This window comes from Pseudophaeobacter sp., assembly GCF_039971195.1.
GTDB lineage: Bacteria > Pseudomonadota > Alphaproteobacteria > Rhodobacterales > Rhodobacteraceae > Pseudophaeobacter.
This window is the reverse complement of the sequence record NZ_JBDWPJ010000182.1, coordinates 1-19281: the sequence shown is the minus strand read 5'-3', so window position 1 is coordinate 19281 and position 19281 is coordinate 1. Positions and strand designations below refer to the sequence as shown.

The 19281-nt window shown below is 55.8% G+C and carries 20 protein-coding genes, 1 tRNA gene and 2 pseudogenes; 17 read left to right on the top strand and 6 right to left on the bottom strand.

Going from position 1 to position 19281, the window contains the following annotated elements; all coding sequences use genetic code 11:
- The 3 genes from ABJP42_RS15935 to ABJP42_RS15925 all read left to right on the top strand — a co-directional run.
- Nucleotides 1-105: integrase core domain-containing protein (locus ABJP42_RS15935; protein ID WP_348342086.1), on the top strand; the 105-nt coding region annotated here is incomplete at its 5' end.
- Nucleotides 106-138: 33 nt separating this feature from the next.
- Nucleotides 139-393 (top strand): hypothetical protein, encoded by a 255-nt coding sequence (locus tag ABJP42_RS15930; protein ID WP_348342080.1) that lies wholly within the window; start codon nucleotides 139-141, stop codon nucleotides 391-393.
- A gap of 575 nt (nucleotides 394-968) precedes the next feature.
- The gene (locus tag ABJP42_RS15925; RefSeq protein WP_348342078.1) at nucleotides 969-1421 is read left to right on the top strand and encodes a hypothetical protein; all 453 of its coding nucleotides are present in this window, start codon (nucleotides 969-971) and stop codon (nucleotides 1419-1421) included.
- Here ABJP42_RS15925 and ABJP42_RS15920 read toward each other — a convergent pair.
- Nucleotides 1386-1937: a hypothetical protein gene (locus ABJP42_RS15920; protein ID WP_348342076.1), complete on the bottom strand. Its 552-nt coding sequence runs from the start codon at nucleotides 1935-1937 to the stop codon at nucleotides 1386-1388. The genes ABJP42_RS15925 and ABJP42_RS15920 overlap by 36 nt on opposite strands.
- Nucleotides 1938-2831: 894 nt before the next feature.
- On the opposite strand from ABJP42_RS15920, the gene ABJP42_RS15915 reads away from it, so the two are divergent.
- From ABJP42_RS15915 to ABJP42_RS15900, 4 genes are read left to right on the top strand one after another with little or no spacing between them, the layout of a single operon-like run.
- Nucleotides 2832-3203, top strand: a complete 372-nt coding sequence (locus ABJP42_RS15915) for a TIR domain-containing protein (protein ID WP_348342074.1) — start codon at nucleotides 2832-2834, stop codon at nucleotides 3201-3203.
- Between the two features lie 15 nt (nucleotides 3204-3218).
- Nucleotides 3219-4667 (top strand): SIR2 family protein, encoded by a 1449-nt coding sequence (locus ABJP42_RS15910; protein ID WP_348342072.1) that lies wholly within the window; start codon nucleotides 3219-3221, stop codon nucleotides 4665-4667.
- Between the two features lie 12 nt (nucleotides 4668-4679).
- Complete coding sequence (locus ABJP42_RS15905; protein ID WP_348342070.1) at nucleotides 4680-5180, top strand: TIR domain-containing protein; 501 nt, start codon at nucleotides 4680-4682, stop codon at nucleotides 5178-5180.
- Entirely contained in the window at nucleotides 5155-5871 is a 717-nt protein-coding gene (locus ABJP42_RS15900) for a hypothetical protein (protein ID WP_348342068.1), read from the top strand. The genes ABJP42_RS15905 and ABJP42_RS15900 overlap by 26 nt, the downstream gene beginning before the upstream one ends.
- Here ABJP42_RS15900 and ABJP42_RS15895 read toward each other — a convergent pair.
- On the bottom strand, nucleotides 5844-6566 hold the full coding sequence (locus ABJP42_RS15895; RefSeq protein WP_348342066.1) for a hypothetical protein: 723 nt from the start codon (nucleotides 6564-6566) through the stop codon (nucleotides 5844-5846). The two genes, ABJP42_RS15900 and ABJP42_RS15895, sit on opposite strands and share 28 nt — an antisense overlap.
- A 214-nt stretch (nucleotides 6567-6780) precedes the next feature.
- On the opposite strand from ABJP42_RS15895, the gene ABJP42_RS15890 reads away from it, so the two are divergent.
- Together ABJP42_RS15890 and ABJP42_RS15885 are read left to right on the top strand one after the other, a co-directional pair.
- On the top strand, nucleotides 6781-7101 hold the full coding sequence (locus ABJP42_RS15890; RefSeq protein ID WP_348342064.1) for a hypothetical protein: 321 nt from the start codon (nucleotides 6781-6783) through the stop codon (nucleotides 7099-7101).
- Nucleotides 7101-8105: pseudogene (locus tag ABJP42_RS15885) on the top strand (recombinase family protein); the annotation flags it as partial. The gene ABJP42_RS15890 and the pseudogene ABJP42_RS15885, both read left to right, overlap by 1 nt.
- A gap of 63 nt (nucleotides 8106-8168) precedes the next feature.
- Here the strand turns inward: ABJP42_RS15885 and ABJP42_RS15880 are convergent.
- Nucleotides 8169-8426, bottom strand: a complete 258-nt coding sequence (locus ABJP42_RS15880) for a hypothetical protein (RefSeq protein ID WP_348342062.1) — start codon at nucleotides 8424-8426, stop codon at nucleotides 8169-8171.
- Nucleotides 8427-8610: 184 nt separating this feature from the next.
- Nucleotides 8611-8700, bottom strand: a tRNA-Ser gene (locus tag ABJP42_RS15875).
- 64 nt (nucleotides 8701-8764) lie between these two features.
- Here ABJP42_RS15875 and ABJP42_RS15870 point away from each other — a divergent pair.
- From ABJP42_RS15870 to ABJP42_RS15840, 7 genes and pseudogenes are all read left to right on the top strand, one after another.
- Nucleotides 8765-9811, top strand: a pseudogene (locus tag ABJP42_RS15870) (SPOR domain-containing protein); the annotation flags it as partial.
- A gap of 111 nt (nucleotides 9812-9922) precedes the next feature.
- Nucleotides 9923-11116 carry a D-alanyl-D-alanine carboxypeptidase family protein gene (locus tag ABJP42_RS15865; protein WP_490363232.1) on the top strand — a complete coding sequence of 398 codons (1194 nt, stop codon included), beginning with the start codon at nucleotides 9923-9925 and terminating at the stop codon, nucleotides 11114-11116.
- Complete coding sequence (tmk, locus tag ABJP42_RS15860; RefSeq protein ID WP_348342060.1) at nucleotides 11113-11796, top strand: dTMP kinase; 684 nt, start codon at nucleotides 11113-11115, stop codon at nucleotides 11794-11796. Before ABJP42_RS15865 ends, tmk begins: the two co-directional genes overlap by 4 nt.
- The gene (locus ABJP42_RS15855; protein ID WP_348342058.1) at nucleotides 11793-12932 is read left to right on the top strand and encodes a DNA polymerase III subunit delta'; all 1140 of its coding nucleotides are present in this window, start codon (nucleotides 11793-11795) and stop codon (nucleotides 12930-12932) included. The genes tmk and ABJP42_RS15855 overlap by 4 nt, the downstream gene beginning before the upstream one ends.
- A gap of 50 nt (nucleotides 12933-12982) precedes the next feature.
- Nucleotides 12983-13792 carry a TatD family hydrolase gene (locus tag ABJP42_RS15850; protein ID WP_348342056.1) on the top strand — a complete coding sequence of 270 codons (810 nt, stop codon included), beginning with the start codon at nucleotides 12983-12985 and terminating at the stop codon, nucleotides 13790-13792.
- Nucleotides 13792-14589, top strand: coding sequence for an MBL fold metallo-hydrolase (locus ABJP42_RS15845; protein ID WP_348342054.1), 798 nt, complete (start codon nucleotides 13792-13794; stop codon nucleotides 14587-14589). The genes ABJP42_RS15850 and ABJP42_RS15845 overlap by 1 nt, the downstream gene beginning before the upstream one ends.
- A 152-nt stretch (nucleotides 14590-14741) precedes the next feature.
- Nucleotides 14742-15674, top strand: a complete 933-nt coding sequence (locus ABJP42_RS15840) for an AEC family transporter (RefSeq protein WP_348342052.1) — start codon at nucleotides 14742-14744, stop codon at nucleotides 15672-15674.
- Between the two features lie 29 nt (nucleotides 15675-15703).
- Here the strand turns inward: ABJP42_RS15840 and ABJP42_RS15835 are convergent, their stop codons facing one another.
- Complete coding sequence (locus ABJP42_RS15835) at nucleotides 15704-16438, bottom strand: aspartate/glutamate racemase family protein (RefSeq protein WP_348342082.1); 735 nt, start codon at nucleotides 16436-16438, stop codon at nucleotides 15704-15706.
- 14 nt (nucleotides 16439-16452) lie between these two features.
- Nucleotides 16453-17145: a GntR family transcriptional regulator gene (locus ABJP42_RS15830; protein ID WP_348342050.1), complete on the bottom strand. Its 693-nt coding sequence runs from the start codon at nucleotides 17143-17145 to the stop codon at nucleotides 16453-16455.
- A 180-nt stretch (nucleotides 17146-17325) separates the two neighbouring features.
- Between ABJP42_RS15830 and ABJP42_RS15825 the strand changes: the two genes are divergently transcribed.
- Complete coding sequence (locus tag ABJP42_RS15825; protein ID WP_348342048.1) at nucleotides 17326-19017, top strand: thiamine pyrophosphate-binding protein; 1692 nt, start codon at nucleotides 17326-17328, stop codon at nucleotides 19015-19017.
- Nucleotides 19018-19281 lie beyond the last annotated feature (264 nt).

The following is a 19281-nucleotide window of genomic DNA, read 5'->3' as shown; positions in this document are numbered from 1 at the left end:
TGGAGGAGCCATTACAACACCAAACGACCCCATAGTGCATTGGGCTACCGCCCACCTGCGCCAGAGGCCATCGTTCCGATGGACCAAAGGCCAATCATGCACTAACTTTCAAGTTGGACCACTCAAGTGGGGCTGCTCATGTACATCTGTGCATTCTGCTTCTGGCAGCTACAAATTTCCGACCGAAAAACCCATATACTGACAGTCATCGCCGCGCTTCTTGTTCTCAGTGCAGTCGGGCTTTCCTACGCGTTTATGTATCATGACGTCGATATCGGGCCGTTTGGTTTCGTTGCTTTTATCATCTTGTTCGGGCTAGCTATTGGTGTGTTCCGCTATTTGCCTCAGTTGATCGCACGGGATTGGCGGGAATTTCAGTTCATTCGCCCTTGACTTCCGAAAGACCAATCAGCTCTTCGGGCGGTCATGCCGCCCGATAGATCAGCGTTTCGCCAGCGATCTCGGTTTCTGTGTAGTCATAAGCCAAGTCGTGAGCGATGGCGTCCATGTCGATGTAGTTGTGCGTGTAGCTGCGGCATGTGTCTTGTCTCCTCTTCTTTGTCCTGACGGGTTGCGCATGCAACCGTATGGCTTCCGCCGAGGAGCTGGGGTGCAAGGATCAAAGATGCCGCAGGCAGGACCAGAACCACGCGGAGCTGCAATGCCAATGAAGCGAGCATGGTGAGGACTCACCCTTTGAACCGCGCGGGGGCGGCAGCCCTAGTCATTCATGGGGGTATTGGGGGAGCGGACAGGCTCCCATGATTGCGGATCAAACACGCAGATCGGTTGGGCATGGTTCGGTGTAGATGGAGAAAAACCCGTCAGTGATTCACAATCTAGGGAAGAGTCTAAACAAGCCCGAGAAAACGTATATTCAGGCGAAATAAGAGACAGTTTGATGCTCATCTGCGACACTAATCTTTGTACTTACTTGCCTTCGGCATCGCCTTATGGCACTGTAAAATATGAATTTTTCTAAGAAGTTGGCGCAAACCCATTTCCATGTCGGATTTGCACTACCGCAATTGAGGATTTTGCCGTTCCGTGGTAAGAAGAAGAGCGGTGCCGAAGCAACCCCCATGGCAAGCACCGATACGGCGTCAAAAAGTTGCTTTGGAGAAAAAGAGATGGCTTCGGATAAAGAGTCCAAAAGTGGGAATGCAACGAGACAAGTTCTTGAAGAACAAGGGTGTGACGTCTCGAACGTTTTATCATTCGGAAATGTAGCGCAGCATAAAGCAGAACCAGTTTTATCTCTTAGTACTGATTTTTTGGATAATAGGAAAGTTATGCGAGAAGTTAGAGAAAATTTAGCTCGCAGAGAATCTGATCCCTTAGAAGAAGAACGCTACAGGCAACTAGCTAAGATGCTACGAGAAGAATCAGCGGATCGTGCTGGATTCTCTCCCAAGGTTTAGTGGGTTTTTTTCTGATTCAAGAAAAGCTATCAAAATATCCTTGAAATCAGAGAATGATAATTCCCCTGTAACATACAACACTGAAAAACCGACTGCCATTAGAATAATCGCAAGGTTCCAAGAGTTCATACTAAGAATATCTTTTACAATGTTGTACCAATTAGAGACAACAACCTTATCATTCTCCGGCTTGTTCGGCATCGAGGCGCTGATGCCCTTTATCCCTTGCGAAGTACAGACTTTTGCGATTGCTTCATTAAATGAATCATTTACCAGCAATTCGATAAATTCGCCTTCGCGATATACGGAACCTTTCGAAAAATCAGCCAGTGTTTTGTAGCGATCAGCACGAGATACAGTGTCGTCATCCAAATGCTTTATGTACTGGAGGGATATTTTTTCGGACAGAATTTCTGGCACAAGCAATCTTGTCATTTCGAGACATACTGGTGAAGAAAATTCGTGCTGTTCAACTTTGGCGGTTAGTGCTTCTAGGATGTGCTCCGGCAGCTGCACGGCCTACCTCCTCATGATAATTTTATGTCTCCCACATCTCATATTTGGCATAAATATTACCTAACCGTATCACAAACTACCAATTTTCGCTAGCACCAAAGCTGATCCTTTGGTCAAATTTACTCATTACGCTAGGTCAATTGGATAGAATCTGAATAGAAATTGCCACCATATTTTCTGTCAAACGTGGCATTCGTTCGGGTTTGGTTAGGTATAGCTGGAGATAGAAAATCTCAAAATCCTGCGAGCGGTTCACAAGGGGCGGCGATACGCCCTTTGGTCGGATTCAGCTTCGACAAGCTGACGGCATTCAATCGGCGGAGGGTTGATCTGGGTTCCAAGTGGCAGGAACGCCCCTTTGTCAATGGGTGCAGGGAGAGTGAAATCTCACCTGCGAGGGATCAAACACCGATATGTTTGCACGGTCGTGACTGGCTCAATGCCAATCTCGACCATCAGCTTTGGGGGATACAACGGGGGAGCGCAGCAGCCCCCTTGTCAAGTCGTGTGGTACTACCACACACAACTTGCAGCAAACCTTATGCTGTAAGGTGGCCTGAAGGGGACGCAGCGCAGGGTGTCACATGACACACATCTAGCAGCGTTCCTTAATGCTGGAAGGTGTCCGTAGAGTCGCAGCAAAAAGGGGTCAAAGACCCGCATCTCGCCGTAAACACTAGTGGTTCACTTATTGCCTAGCTGACCCTGTTAGCGATGTCAGGTGACGATCACAAAGCACCCCTTTTCAATCTGTGAATAAGTCGCGAATGTTGGTTGCATCAAGACAGTTGTGATGTTTTGATCTCAATCAAAGGTGGGCGAAGAGACTTGAGGTAAACACCTGAGAGTTGCGTGCTTTGGAACCGCTCGTGGTACGAATAGGAAACTTAAATTATGAAGAAACGAGTATTTGTAAGCTTTGACTTTGATCACGACAAAAGGCTCAAAGATTTCATCATTGGACAGTCGCGGATGCAGGATTCGCCGTTTGAGGTGATCGACAACTCGCTAAAAGAAGCTGCTCCCGAAAGAGATTGGGAAGCGAAGGGAAATTCAGCAATCAAGCGGTCCGACATAGTAGTTGTGATGGTCGGCCCTCAAACCTATCGGGCACAGGGCGTTTTGAAAGAGATCAAAATGGCCCGCGCCGCTGAAAAGCGGGTGGTACAGGTGATTGGGTACAAAGACGGCAACTACACAGCGGTCCCAGGAGCAGGCCAACTCTATCGTTGGAATTGGGAAAATTTGAAAAAAATATTGAGTTAAATGGGGGCTTTGTAAGTGGCATCTCAAGCACAAAAAGACCAACTCGTTCGCGCGCTTTCTGAAGAGCTACAAGAAGAAAATTTAGCTGCATTTCTCGGAGCTGGTATGTCCGTAGCAGCAGGTTTTGTCAATTGGGCTGAGTTGTTGGAACCAATAGCTGAAGAACTTGAGCTAGATATTGAAAAAGAGCAGGCAAATTTGGTCTCTCTGGCACAGTTTCACTACAACAAAAAGGGCAAGAACAGGAGCAAGTTGAACCAGCTTCTGGTCACAAATTTCTGCGGCAAGACCGAAACCACTGCTAATCATCAGATTCTTGCACGACTTCCAATTACAACATTTTGGACGACCAACTACGATAAGCTAATCGAAAAATCGTTGGAAAATGCGGGCAAAATACCAGACGTAAAGTTTACGAAAGCTCATCACCTAAAAACAACGCCTAGGCGTGACGCCATTGTCTACAAAATGCACGGCGATGTTGAGCATCCGAATGAAGCTGTTCTCACTAGACTGGATTACGAAAAGTATCACGTTGAAAAGCAGCCATTTATTAATGCACTAACCGGTGACATCACTTCAAAGACATTTCTGTTTCTTGGTTTCAGTTTTTCTGATCCGAATATCGACTACATACTCAGCCGAGTCCGCATCGCTTACGATGAAAATCAACGAATGCACCATTGCATCTTGAGAACGGTTCAATTGAAAGACTGTAAAGATCAAGCAGATTTTGAATATCGGAAGCGCAAGCAGGAGTACTTTGTTCAGGATTTGCTTGGTTATGGCATCCAGTCACTCATGATTGATGAATATCACGAAATCACAGAGATATTGGAAAGCTTGGAGAAACAATACAGACGCGACACGGTCTTCATATCAGGTGCTGCTCATAGCTACGATCCTAGAACCGAGGAAGAGACTCATCAGTTCGTCGCTGATCTTAGCAAAGCAATAATTAAAGAGGGTTTTCGTGTCGTATCAGGGTTTGGTCTCGGCATCGGCAGCGCGGTTATTACTGGTGCTCTTGAGCAAATTTATATGGCTTATGGCGAAACCATACGAAGTGAACGACTAATTCTTCGCCCGTTTCCTCAACAAGCAACAAAAAACACGAACTTACAACAGCTTTGGACGGACTATAGAAATGATATGCTCTCCTTTTCTGGAGTCGCCATTTTCGTTATCGGCAACAAGCTGGATGGAGATGACATTGTTCTATCAAACGGTATGCGCGAAGAGTTTGAGATCGCAAAGGAAAAGGGGCTGTTCCTTCTGCCAATTGGTGCAACTGGCTTCATGGCAAAACAGCTTTGGGATGAGGTCAATGTTAGTTTTGATGCGCACAATGGGCAGACATCTAAAACCGTCACAGATTCCTTCGCCATTCTAGGCGATGATACAAAGCCCTTCAGTGAAATTCTGAGTGCGGTGATGCGCATTCTGAAAGAAATTAACAAATAGGGATTAACAAAAATGGCTAGAAAGTGTTTCTACAGCTTCCACTATAAACCCGACAATTGGCGCGTCTCGACAATACGTAATATTGGTTCAGTTGAGGGGAACAAACCAGCATCTGACAATGATTGGGAAACTGTCACAGGTGGTGGGGACGCCAAGATAAAAAAATGGATTGAAGATCAAATGAAAGGAAGAACCTGCACAGTAATATTAGCAGGCTCGAAAACAGCTGGCAGGAAATGGATTAACCATGAAATAAAGGAGTCGTGGGATGAAAACAAAGGCGTAGTAGTGATTTTTGTCCACAATATAAAAAACAGCAAAGGCGAGCAGTCTTCAAAAGGCGCAAATCCCCTTTATTACGTTACGCACGGCCCCAGTGGTAAGCGACTTTCAACGATTGCGAAGGCGTATGATCCGCCTCGTACAACCAGCAAAGGTGTTTACAGCTATATTGAAGATCACATTGAGGATTGGATCGAAGAAGCGATTGAAATTCGGAAAAACAACGATTGATCAAATATCTGAAATTTGGATCACGCTGCACGAGCGCGCGCACATTGAGTTGGGGCATTTCTCGATCCTAGAAGGCGTGCCAACGTTCTATCTCGTGTCCAAATCTGGCAGGTCACAGGTTCAAGAACCTGACCTGCCGCCTGAGCTTTGGGACAAGGTAGAGCGGTGTCTGGAACTACAGGCCGACCATGAGGCCTTGGAGGAAATGCTAGGCACCATGCAAACCGCCGATTGGGCGGAGTTGCATGTGATCACTTCCAGCATCGCGGCTGTGATGGTGGCGATTGAAAAGATCGATGCCCAGAACCAAAACCCGAGTGAGACACACCCAAAAGCTGCAACACGCATTTTTCAGCTTTTGGGCCATGTCAGCGACATGTGGTCGATTGGGGCTTGTTTGAATGGAGCGGCGTTGCCAGACGAAAGGCGCATTCGGGCATTTTCTAAAGAGGTGATCCTGCCTGCTTATTTCGATGCAATAGAGCAGGCACGAGCAAACGACGCGACAAGTTTTCTCGACGACTTGGGAGACCCTTCGGTGTTCTTTGCCGATATTTCCAACGCAAAGCTTGGGCATTGGGATCAATTGCAAACGAGAGGCGCGCAAGAATGGGCGGAGCTGAAAGAGGCAAACGAACAAATCTTGCCGCTGGTCTACAAATATCAGGTCAAAAATCGAACATCAATATAGTGCAATCTGACGCCTTTCCCAATCGCAGTTAAGTCGGGTTTTGTGGGCAGGTCGTTAATGCACTCTGCAATGATGAACACAAACCGATGCAAGCCAAGATCGCTGTCTTCCACGAGCCGTTCAAACTTGCCGTGTCCATCAACTGGGAAATGCGGCTCGTCGCTTGTTAGCTTGAACATCGCCGTTCCGTCCTTTCCGAGCGGCATAGCGTGCCATTCCCCTTTAAATCGCTCAAACCCAACGGCATGTGCATTGAACTCAACTCGCAAGAAAAAGCAAAACTCCTCACCCAGATTTAGCTTTACGTCTGGGTGCGAGCGATCTTTCACCTTCCTGATCAGGTTTAATTCGCCTTTGACGAAACGCTTGATCTGCAATTGTCCTTTAATACCGTGAGCATCAACGTAACCGTCCCATGCGTTAGTATGTAATTTGGGAAACAAAACAGGGGCAATCGCATGGGCAGTTTCAAGGTGGTGTTCAGCGATCCATGCGTGGATCAGTTTGGCTTTGGGCCGTCCAATGGCTCCGCTGCGAAAATTCGATAGATAGTCGGTCCCAACCATCAGCTTGTGACCGAAGGCTTGCTCCATAATGGCTTCCACGCTCAGGTTGGTGGTGTCCGCAACAGAACGGGCAACATGATAGAGGGCGGCGCGGTCAGCTTTGGTCGCTGACTTCCAATTTTTATCCACATCAAAATCCTTGCCTCAAAACTACCCGATTTCACCCGCAACCTACGGCCATTACAGCGGTATTTTAGGATATCCAGACCACGAAGCCAGAAAATTCATGCTTTGGGTCTTGGGAATAATATCCTATATTGTTCCACTTATGTTCTCTCGCGGTGAGAGGCAACAAAGGAGACCCCGAACCAGAGAAACGCCGAGAGGCAGAAAGAAGCAGGCCATGACCGACATTCCCCCAGAATTTAATCCCGAAACGGCCCCGCCGCGCCTGACGATTGATTGGGATGCCTATCTGCCATTTTTCGAAGATGAAGATATCTCGGACGAACACAAGCGTGAGCTGATCGAAGCGCTGTGGTCCATCATGGTCAGCTTTGTTGATCTTGGGTTCGGCATTCATCCCGTTCAGCAGACCTGTGGAAAAGATGTGTCCCTGGCAGAAATGCCCGCCGTGGATGTGCTAAATTTGCCCAATACCAAAACAACTTTTGAAACTGCCGCAGCCTCTGAGACTGACGCGCAACATGAAGGGAGACTTTAATGGAAACAACACAACACGCCGTCATTTACGCCCGCGTTTCGAGCGTCGCCCAGTTGAAAAAGGGTGACGGGTTGGCGTCACAAGAAAGCCGTTGCCGTGAATATGCGCGGTACAAGGGCTATGAGGTGCTTGAGGTCTTCAATGACAACAAATCGGGTGGTGATGCTGATCGCCCTGCCATGATTGCTCTGCTGGCGTACTTGAAGGCGCAAAAGGAAACCTGTGTTGTCATCATTGACGACATCAACCGCTTTGCGAGGGATGTGGTTGGGCATTGGCAACTGAGGGCGCTGCTGGCCGAAGCGGGCGGCAAGCTGGAAAGCCCGTCGATTGAATTCGGTGAGGACAGTGACAGCATTCTGGTGGAAAACCTGCTGGCGTCTGTGTCTCAGCACCAACGCCAGAAAAATGGTGAGCAAACAAAGAACCGTATGCGGGGCCGTGCGCTTAACGGTTACTGGGTGTTCCGCGCCCCGATTGGATACAAGTATGAGCGCGTTGCAGGGCATGGCAATATGCTGGTGCGGGATGAACCTTTGGCATCCATCATCCAAGAGGCCTTGGAGGGGTTTGCCTCTGGTCATTTTGAAACACAGGCCGAAGTGAAACGGTTTCTGGAGTCCAAACCTGCGTTCCCGAAAGACTTCGCCGATGGCACGATCCGGTTTGAACGGGTTATCCGTCTGATGACCCGCACGCATTTTGCGGGTTACATTGAAATTCCCGAGTGGGATGTGTCACTGCGCAAAGGCCATCATGAAGGCCTGATCTCATTGGAGACCCATGAATTGATCCAGCAACGGATCAAGGACGGGGCCAGAGCGCCCGCACGCAAGGATATCAATGCGGATTTCCCACTGCGGGGGTTCGTGTGTTGCGATGACTGCAACACGCCTCTGACGGCCTGCTGGTCCACCAGCAAGTCGGGAAAGAAACATCCGTATTACCTCTGCCACGCCAAAGGATGCCCGAGCTATCGCAAATCGATCCGTCGTGATGTGCTCGAAGGTGAATTTGATGCGCTGATGCAAAGCCTCAAAACATCCGAGGGCATGTTTGCAATGGCGTCAAAGATGTTCAAAGACGCTTGGGGGCAACGTGCGGGACAAATGGAGGCTGACAAGCGCCTGATCCGCACGGAGCGCAACAAACTGGATAAGCAAATCGAAGGCCTTTTGGATCGCGTAGTAGACGCGGATAGCCCAACCCTGATTACCGCCTACGAGAAGCGCATCGAGAAGGTGGAGCGTGAGAAGCTGGTTCTGGACGAAAAGCTGCAAAACAAAGGAAAGCCAATGCACACCTTCGACAAAATGTTCGAACACGCCCTACAATTCCTATCAAACCCTTGGAAACTCTGGAAAAGTGGCAACCTGATCGCCCAACGCACTGTCCTGAGGCTGGCCTTTGCAGAGCAAATTACCTTTGCGCGAAACGAAGGACTTCGAACACCAAAAACTACCTTGCCATTCAAGGTGTTAGAGGGGTTTTCTTGCCAAAAGAAGGTGATGGCGGGGAGACAGGGATTCGAACCCTGGGAACGCTCTCACGTTCAACGGTTTTCAAGACCGCCGCATTCGACCACTCTGCCACCTCCCCGGTCTGCGGGCGGTGTAAGGCGCGTCAGCGTAACACGCAAGAGAAAATTGCCATTCATGCCCATATGTCCTTCGCTTGCCCTCTCGGCCTGCCAAGAAATGCAAGCCACCATGGGCAAACACGCAAGATAGCGCCAATCACACAGGTTTCACACAAGCTCTGCCGCCATAGGGTTTTCATGGCTGTCGCCGCAGGCTATGATTCCAGAAATCAAAAGGAAGACCGGGCAATCCGGCGGGGCGCGCCCTTGGCGCAACAGAGCATAGGCAAGGAAACAACCATGACACAGGCCATGCCGCGGCAGACCGTATTACCAAGACCCAGAACTGGGCTGGCCTTTGCAGCGCTTTCGCTGCTGGTGCTTTCGGCCTGCGAAGAGGGTAGCAACCTTTCCTTCCTGAAACCCAAGCCGGGTGAGGCAGAGGTGACGACATCCAACAGCACCCAGCTGGTGGAACGCGATGTTGAGGCTCCGGATGTGTTTCAGGTCACCGAGTCTGGCCTTTGGGATGGCCGCCCGTCGCTGGGGGGTGTCTGGGTGGCGCACCCGGATGCCAAGGATCCGGAACGGGTGATCATTCGCAATACGGCCAATGGCAAATTTGTCATCGGCGCCCTGTTCCGGCGGGTGCGCGAAATACCGGGCCCACGCCTGCAGACCTCCTCTGATGCCGCCGCGGCCCTGGGCATGCTGGCAGGTGCGCCCGTCGAGCTGAACGTAACGGCCCTGCGCCGCGAGGCGGAACCCGCCCCTGTGGAAGAACTGCCAGCAGCCACCACGCAAGAGACCCCACTGGAAGAAGCCGCCGTCGAGGCCCTGAACGCTGATGAGATTGAAGCCACGCCGCTGGATCCCATAGCCGGAGCCGCTGCGGCCATTGAAGCCGCCCCCAGTGCCGCCCCGTCAGCTCCAGCAGCCCCCGTTGCGCCAGCGCCGCAGATTTCGCCGCTCAGCAAGCCCTATATTCAGATTGGCATTTTCAGTGTGGAGAGCAATGCTAAGAACACGGCCGCCCAGATGCGCAATGCCGGGCTGATCCCAACCGTGCTGGCACAGACAGGCAATGGCAAACCCTTCTGGCGTGTTGTCGTAGGGCCTGCCCAGACAAAATCTGAACGCAGCCATTTGCTCAAAAGCGTCAAAGCTGCGGGCTTTACCGATGCCTATGCCGTTACCAATTACCCCCCCCCCAACCGTGAGGAGACCGCAGGCATGAGATCCATGATCCGCCCCTTCGCCAGGTTCGCTCAGACAGCCAGGCTGTCTCTGGCTGTCGGCCTCGGGTTGTGCCTGACGGCGCTGCCACTGGCCGCTTTTGACACGCAGGCCCGTGCGGCCTTTGTCTTGGATCAGGGAACGGACACCGTGCTGCTGGCCAAGAACGCCGAAGTGCCACTGCCGCCGGCCTCGATGTCCAAACTGATGACGCTCTATGTGGCCTTTGAGGCCCTGCGCGATGGCCGCCTCACCCTGGAGGAGCGCCTGCCGGTCAGCGCCCATGCCATGGGCTATGGTGGCTCCACCATGTTCCTGGACACCACTGACCGGGTGCGGGTCGAGGATCTGTTGCGCGGCATTATCGTGCTCTCGGGCAATGACGCCTGTGCGGTGATTGCCGAGGCGCTGAGCCCCGATGGCACTGAGGCGGGTTTTGCCCGCTATATGACCAAACGCGCCCAGGAACTGGGTATGAGCAACGCCAGCTTTGCCAATTCCAACGGCTGGCCCGCCGTGGGCCATCGCATGTCGATGCGCGATCTGGGCATTCTGGCGGAACGTCTGATCGAAGATTTCCCAGAGTACTATCCGCTGTTCTCAGAAAAGAGCTTTGCCTTTGATGGCCGCGCCCCCTCCAACACCCGCAATCGTAATCCTTTGCTGGGGCTTGGGATCGGCGCGGATGGCTTAAAAACCGGCCATACCTCCGAGGCCGGATATGGTCTGGTTGGCTCTGCGGTGCAGGGGGATCGCCGGGTGATCTTTGTCCTCACCGGGCTGGACAGCGAAAAGGCCCGCGCAGAGGAGGCTGAGGCCGTGGTTAACTGGTCGTTTCGCCAATTTACCCAAAAGACCATCGCCAAGGCCGGTATCCCGGTGGCAAGCGCAGAGATCTGGCGTGGAACGGAACGATCGGTAGGGCTGGTGCCCGAAGGCGATCTAGAGATTTTGCTACCAGCCCTGGCGGGCAAGCAGGTCGCCGCCGAGGTGGTCTATACCGGGCCGGTCACCGCCCCGGTTCAAAAAGGCCAGCAACTCGCGGAACTGGTGCTGCAACCCGATGGGCTGCCAGAAATGCGCCTGCCTCTGGTGGCGGAAAAAGAGATCCAAGCCGGCGGCTTTTTTGTCCGGGTTAAAACTGCGGCTCAGGTTCTGGCCAGACAGCTCATCGATGGCCCCGAGGCACAACAACAGTGACACAGAACAAATTGCACGCCGGCTCTTCAGGTCTGTTCCTGACCTTTGAAGGCATCGACGGTTCCGGTAAATCCACCCAATGCAGGCTCCTGGCCGAGGCCCTGCAGGCTGCTGGGCAGGACGTGATCCTCACCCGCGAGCCTGGCGGCTCTAAAGGTGCCGAAGAGATCCGTCGCATGGTGCTGGAAGGGGACCCCGATAAATGGTCGGCCGAGACCGAGATCCTTTTGTTCACTGCCGCGCGTCGCGACCATCTGGAACGGACTATTCTGCCTGCGCTGGCCGCGGGCAAGGTGGTGATCTGTGACCGTTTTGCCGATAGTACCCGGATGTATCAGGGACTGTCACGCGGCGATCTGCGCGCCACCGTGGATCAGCTGCACGATCTGATGATCGGACGCGAACCGGACCTTACACTGCTTATTGATATGGACCCGGCCACGGGGCTGTCCCGCGCCAAGGGTCGGCAAGGCAGTGAAGAGCGGTTTGAAGACTTTGGCATCGGCCTGCAGGAACAAATGCGGGCGGGGTTTTTGTCGCTGGCCGAAGAGTTCTCTTCCCGGATCAAAGTGGTTGATGGGGCCCAGGGGATCGAGGCGGTTGCGGCGGAAGTTCTGCGCCACACCGAGGCGGCGCTTGCCGCCCGTCCTGGAACCCTGCCCGGAGCCGCGACCCCATGAGCCGCGCCCCAACCAAAGCCAAGGCCGACGAAGACCTGCCCCGCGCCGATCAGGCCCCGGGCGCGCCACATCCACGCGAAACCCTCCAGCTTTTCGGCCAAGAGCAGGCCGAGCAGGATTTCCTCACGGCCTTCAACTCCAACCGTTTGCATCACGGCTGGCTGCTGACTGGCCCCCAGGGCATCGGCAAGGCAACCCTGGCCTGGCGCATCGCGCGGTTCTTGCTGGCCACGCCCCCGGCCGAAGAGGGCCTGTTTGGCGCGCCACCGCCGGTGACCTCGCTGGCTATTGACCCAGAGCACCCCGTCGCGCACCGTATTCAGGCCCTGGCAGAGCCGGGGCTGGCCGCGATCAGCCGCAGCTACAACGACAAGGGCAAGCTGCGCGATCAGATCGTGGTGGATGACATTCGCAAACTGAACCGTTTCTTTGGCCTCTCGGCAACGGACGGCGGCCGCCGGGTGGTGATTGTTGATGCAGCTGACGATATGAACACCAGCGCCGCCAATGCGCTGCTGAAGATGCTGGAAGAACCGCCAGCCCGCACCACTATTCTGTTGATTTCACACCAGCCCTCGCGGTTGCTGCCGACCATTCGCTCCCGTTGTCGCACTCTGCGGCTGGGGGCGCTCTCCCCCGACGACATGCGCGCGGCCTTGACCCAGGCCGGGGCAGAGCTGCCAGAAGAAACAACACATTTGGCAGCCTTGGCGGCAGGATCCGTAGGCGCGGCCCTGCGGCTGCTGAACCTTGGCGGGCTGAAGATCTACGCCGAGCTGATCCAGATCCTCGGCACCATGCCCCGACTGGACCGGCAACGTGCGATGGCCCTGGCCGAGGCCTCTGCCCAGCGCGGTGCCGCAGAGAAGTTTGAGCTTTTGCTCACCCTGATCGAGGTCGCCCTGTCGCGGCTGGCCCGCACTGGCGCAACCGGCCAGGCACCCCAGCCCGAAGCCGCCAGAGGTGAGGCCGAGGTGCTGTCCCGCCTTGCCGCAACGCCGCAGCGCGGCCTGGCCTGGGCCGATCTGTCTGCCGAGGCAACAGCACGGGCGCGCCATGGGCAGGCGGTGAACCTTGACCCGGCTTCACTTGTCCTAGATACGGTTTTTAAGATGCAGGAGACCGCCAGCCGCTGACCTTTGTACAGGCAGCGCCCGGATCCCGCCAAAGACAAGACGAGGCAGGCATGAGCAGCACAATTCCCCAGATCACCGATAGCCACTGCCACCTGGATTTTCCCGATTTTGCTGGTGAGCTGGATATGCTCATCGCCCGCGCCGCCGAGGCTGGCGTGACCCGCATGGTGACCATCTGCACCAAGCTGCGAGAAGAGCCCACCGTGCGCGCCATCGCCGAGGCCCACGCGCCAGTGTTCTATGCCGCCGGTACCCACCCGATGAGCGTCGCCGCGGAACCAATGGCCAGCTATGAAGAGCTGGTTGCCCTGGCGGATCATCCCAAATTTGTCGGCATCGGTGAAACCGGGCTGGATTACCATTACACAGCCGAAAGCGCCGAGGTGCAGCAGCAGTCCCTGCGTGTCCATATTGCCGCCGCCCGCGACACCAAGCTGCCGCTGATCATCCATGCCCGCGCCGCTGACGACGACATGGCGCGCATTCTGCGCGAAGAAATGCAAAATGGTGCCTTCACCTGTGTGATGCATTGCTTCTCTTCCTCCGCCGAGCTGGGCCGCGCGGCGCTGGACCTCGGGTTCTATCTGTCAATGTCCGGCATTGCCGCCTTCCCCAAAAGCCAGGAGCTGCGCGACATCTTTGCCAGTGCTTCGCTTGATCGCATTCTGGTGGAAACCGATGCGCCCTTTCTGGCGCCACCTCCCCATCGCGGCAAACGCAATGAGCCCGCCTATACCGCGCTGACGGCGCAGGTCGGCGCCAAGGCCTTTGACATGGACTATGCTGACTTTGCCGCCCGGACCCAGGCCAATTTTGATCGCCTGTTCTGGAAAGCCGCCCAATTTGAGGCTGCTGCCTGATGGCGGAGCTGCGCTATACCATCCTGGGCTGCGGCTCTTCTGGCGGAGTGCCGCGTCTGGGTGGCCACTGGGGCGAGTGTGATCCCGAGAACCCGCGCAACCGCCGCCGTCGCTGCTCCATTCTGGTGGAGCGTGACGGGCCGGATGGCACCACCACGGTGCTGATTGATACCTCGCCCGATATGCGCAGTCAGCTGCTGGATGCAGAGGTCGGACGGCTGGACGGGGTGGTCTACACCCATTCCCATGCCGATCACGTGCATGGGATTGATGATCTGCGGATGATCGTTTTCAACATGCGGGCGCGGGTGCCAGTCTATGCCGATGGCGACACCCAAAACGCGCTCTTGTCCCGGTTTGGCTATGCCTTTGTGCAGCCCGAAGGCTCGCCCTATCCGCCGATCCTGGATCTGCGCACCATCGATGGGGCCTTCACCATCGACGGGCCCGGAGGCGAGATCCCTTTTGTGCCCTTTGAGGTCAACCATGGTGCCATGGATGCCCTGGGCTTTCGCATCGGCCGACTTGCCTATCTGCCAGATGTGGCAGAGATTTCCGAAGAGGTCACGCAGGCCTTGGAAGGGCTGGACTGCTGGGTGCTCGATGCGCTGCGCCGCACGCCGCATCCGACCCATCTCAACCTTGAACAGGCCCTGACCTGGATCGAGCGGATGCAGCCCCAAAGAGCGGTGCTGACCAATATGCATATCGATCTCGACTACGCCACGGTGGAGGCCGAGACCCCAGATCACATTACCCCGGCCTTTGATGGAATGGTCATACGCTGCCCGCTCTAGGGGCCTGCCCCACAATTGCAACGAGGCATTGTCGATTCAAAAGACCGGGGTCCGAAGACGAAAGTATTTGAGGGGCCGCCCGCTGGGCTGCACCTGTCATTCTGTTTGGCCTATCTTCTGGCCTGCCTGCCAGATGCGATTTGGAGACACCGATGTTTCAGAGCCTGATAGACGTCATCCTACCGGTTTTTCTCGTGGTGGCAGCGGGCTATATCGCCACCAACAAAGGCTTCTTTTCGGCGCAGCACATTGATGGGTTGATGAAATTCACCCAGGGGTTTGCCATCCCCTGCCTGCTGTTTCACGCTATGGCCAATCTGGATCTGAGCAATAGCTTTGATCCCGGACTATTGATCAGCTTTTACACAGGGGCGGCCACTTGTTTCTGTATCGGTCTTGCAGGGGCTCGGCTTTTGTTCAAACGCGACTGGGAAGACTGCGTGGTCATCGGGTTTTGCTGCCTGTTCTCCAACTCGGTCCTGTTGGGACTGCCCATCACCGAACGCGCCTTTGGCCCCGAAAACCTGACCGGTAACTATGCCATCATCGCCTTCCATTCGCCCTTTTGCTACGGGCTGGGCATCACCGTGATGGAGGTGGTGCGCAGCCGCGGCGCCGGTGGGGTCAAAACCGTCACTTCGGTGCTGACGGCGATGTTCAAGAACGTGCTGATCCTTGGCATCGCGCTTGGCTTTGCCTTCAACCTGGCAGGGCTGACCATCCCCGGCACGGTTGATGCGGCGCTGGAGCTGGTGATCCGAGCAGCGCTGCCAACCGCCCTTTTTGCCCTCGGTGGCGTGCTGGTGCAGTACCGCCCCGAAGGCGATCTGCGCGCCATCGGCTTTGTCTGTGTTACCGCCCTGATGGTGCATCCCAGTATCGTCTGGCTGCTGGGGGGCTCTTTGGGGGTAAAGCAGGATCTGTTCCGCTCTGGGGTGTTGAATGCCGCCATGGCGCCGGGGTTCAACGCCTATATTTTTGCCAATATGTATGGCCGCGCCAAACGGGTTGCCGCCTCTTCGGTGCTGCTGGCCACTGCCGCCTCGATGCTGACCGTCTGGTTCTGGCTACAGGTGCTCAGCTAGGCCCATTGCAAAGTGCCGGTCTGGCAATGCTACCAACGGGGGTCATCCAGTTCCAGATCAAACCGGCGCGGCATCAGCCCGGCCTGAAACCAGCTGATAAAGCTGTGGATAGAGAACACCGGCAGGCCGGTGACGCGCCGCAGATCGCGGGCATAGGGCACCATATTGGTACATTCCAGCACGATCGCCCCCAGATCCGGGTTCCCCGCCCCCAAGGCACGCGCACCATCAATCATATCCAACCGGCAGGCCTCAAAATCGATCTGCGCCGCATCACCAAGGATATCGCGGCTGAAACAGCGCAAGCCATCGGTGCCACCAACAGGCGTATCCTCTGGCGCGCCAGCCGCGCGCAGATGCGCCGGGGTCAGGCTCTCTTTGGAGATGGTCAGGACACCAACCCGTTTACCCGGCGGCAGCAGCGCCTGCACCATCGGCACCTGCATCAGCGAAGAGGTCGCAACCGGCACGCCCAGCGCATCCCGGATCTGATCTTGAAGCAGGGCAAGAAAGCCGCAGTTGGTAGTGATGCCATCGCAGCCCATCGCAACCAGATCACGGCCTGCTTCGATAAACAGCTCCACCAGTTCCGTAGGATCCTTGCGCACCACAAGATCCGGCGTCGCCCCGCGTACCACCCGGTAATGCACCGGGAAATCCCAGCTAAGCGCATTGCCCATATCGCCATGAATGCGGGGAAACTGCGTTTCCAGCATCAAAATGCCAACCGCAGCGCCGTAGACTGTCTTGCCACCCTGTTCCATCATCCTACCTTTGCCTATTCATCGGGTACATAGAGCTGCGAAAAGGCGATGCGCACGGCCTCGGTGGCCTCTTCGCGGCGTTTTTCAATATGGCTGCGCAGGGCGTCGGTGGCCGCAGCGACATCGCGCTGTTGCAGGCCCAGCAAAACCCGCCGATGCGCCGAGACATCTCCCGGTGCCTGCCCATCCCCCTGATCGCGCATACGTTTGAGATCAATCAGCCGAATATATCGGATCCGCCCATTGAGGTTCTTCAGCATCCTCTGCAACTCGCTATTGCCTGAAAGCTGCACCAGCCTGCTGTGAAAGCTCTCATCCAGCGCCAGCAGTTCTTCCAGCTCGGCGGAGCTGTGATACTCCGGCTCCATCCGGTCCAGATAGTCAGCAAAACCTCCAATATCAGCCTCACTGGCGCGCTGGCAGGCAATCCGCAGGGCTTCGCATTCCACTGCAACACGGGCCTCGTAGAGGTCCAGAATATAGCTCGGCGTCAAGGGACGACAAAAGAAGCCGCGATTGATCTGAAAGGTCAAAAAACCCTCGGCCACCAGCCGGTTCAAGGCTTCGCGCAAAGGCGTGCGACTGGCGCCCAGAACTTCGGAGAGGGCGCTTTCGTTGATCCGCTGATCCGGCTTGAAGGCAAAATCCGCCGCCATCCGGCGCAGCGCCTCATAGACACGATCCACATTGCTTTCGCGTTTTGCCATTTCGTCTCTTTCTGACTGATCCGGCCCTGCGCGGATCGGTCCCCATTTGGCGCCACCCTAGGCCAGGCTTGACTTGTCCGCAATAATGAATTCCAAACTGTATACAATTTTGAACGCAAAAACGATTCTGGGTGCAGAACCCGGCTACACCAATGGGAAACCGCAACGGGAGAGATCGAAATGAGCAACGCAATGAACGGCGCCGAGGCCATGGTGCGCATGCTGGAAGCCCATGGGGTGCGCCATATCTTTGGGCTCTGTGGCGACACCACCCTGCCCTTCTACGACGCGATGCATGGGCTGGACCACGGTATCAACCATGTGCTGACCCGCGATGAGCGCTGCGCCACCTATATGGCCGACGCCTATTCGCGGGTGACCGGTCGCCCCGGCGTGGCCGAGGGGCCTTCGGGGGGCGGTGCCACCTATATCCTGCCCGGGCTGATTGAAGCCTCAGAAAGCTCTTATGCGGTGCTGGGCATCACCACCGATATCTCGGTGGCCTCTTATGGGAAATACCCGCTGACCGAGGTCGACCAGGAGGCGCTGATGCGCCCCCTGACCAAATGGAACACGGTGATCCGGCAATCCCAGCACATCCCCCGCATGGTGCGCACTGCCTTCAAGGCGATGACCACTGGACGATCAGGGGCGGCCCATCTCGGCCTGCCCTATGATGTTCAATATGATGCGGTGGACCCTAATGATATCTGGGCCGATCCAAAGCTCCAAAGCTACCCTGCCTACCCACAGGCCCCCGAACCCGGCGCCGCCGAGGCCGCGGTAGAGGCCATCCTCTCCGCCAGATCTCCGCTGATCATCTGTGGTGGCGGCGTTGTCATTGCTGGCGCCATGGCAGAACTGTCACGCCTTGCCACCCGGCTGGATATCCCGGTCGCCACCTCGATTTCCGGACAGGGATCGCTGGCCGATAGCCATGACAATTGCCTAGGCGTGGTCGGATCGAATGGCGGCACCGATGAGACATGGGAGATGATGGAGGCGGCGGATTTAGTCGTCTTCATGGGATGCCGGGCGGGCTCCACCACCACCTCCCGCTGGGAGGCCCCTGCACCTGGCACCCGCGTGGTACATTTTGACAATGACCCCATGGTGATTGGCGCCAATTATCGCACCGAAGTCGGCGTGGTGGGCGATCTACGCCTTTCCCTAGCCGCCGTCAACGCCGTGCTGGACCAGCGCGGCCAGGGCGCTGACAGCTTTGGCGGCGCTGCCGCCATCGCCCAGATCAAGGCGCGCAAATTTGAGAAATTCCACCATCTTGCAAAAAGCACCGAGGCACCCATCCGCCCCGAGCGGGTGGTGGATGCGCTGATGAAAGTGCTGCCGCCCGATGCCACGGTGGTGTCGGATCCTGGCACCAGCTGTCCCTATTTTTCTGCCTATTATCAGCAGCAAAGCCCCGGGCGCTACTTCATCACCAACCGCGCCCATGGCGGCCTGGGCTATGCGCTTTCGGCGTCGCTTGGCGCCTGGTTTGGCCGCCCCACTTCAAAAACCGTCGCCCTGATGGGGGATGGCTCCTTTGGCTTTACGGTGGGCGAACTGGAAACCGTCTGCCGCGCTCGCGCGCCCATCACCTTTGTGGTGTTTTCCAACGCCAGTTTCGGCTGGATCAAGGCCAGCCAGTCCGCCGACAAAGACGCCCGTTACTACAATGTTGATTTCAACCGTACCGACCATGCCGCCATTGCTGCCGCCTACGGGGTTAAAAGCTGGCGGGTTGAAAACCCTGAGGACCTGGAACGGGTGATGCGCGACGCCGTCAACCACGACGGTCCCACGCTGGTGGATGTGGTCTGCCAGGCGCTGGAAGAAAGCGCCGCGCCAGTCCGGCGTTGGATGGGGTGAGGCCCGTCGCGGAAAGCCTCTGAGAGAGGCTTTCAGGGCCGAACGGGCGGAGGCCCTGGGTTCATTGCCGAAAGGGCCGAACTCCGGACATGCAGCCAGACCTGCATCCCGCTCCGCTTCGTGCCGGACACGCGCGCCAAATTTAGAACCAAACGACTGCCACCTCAGCACGCCCCCTCTCGATCCGGGGCTCTCTTGGCTCAGAACACCGTTCCGCACCCCATTGGCACCCCGTACCAACCGAGCCGCGCTTCCGCGCGGCGG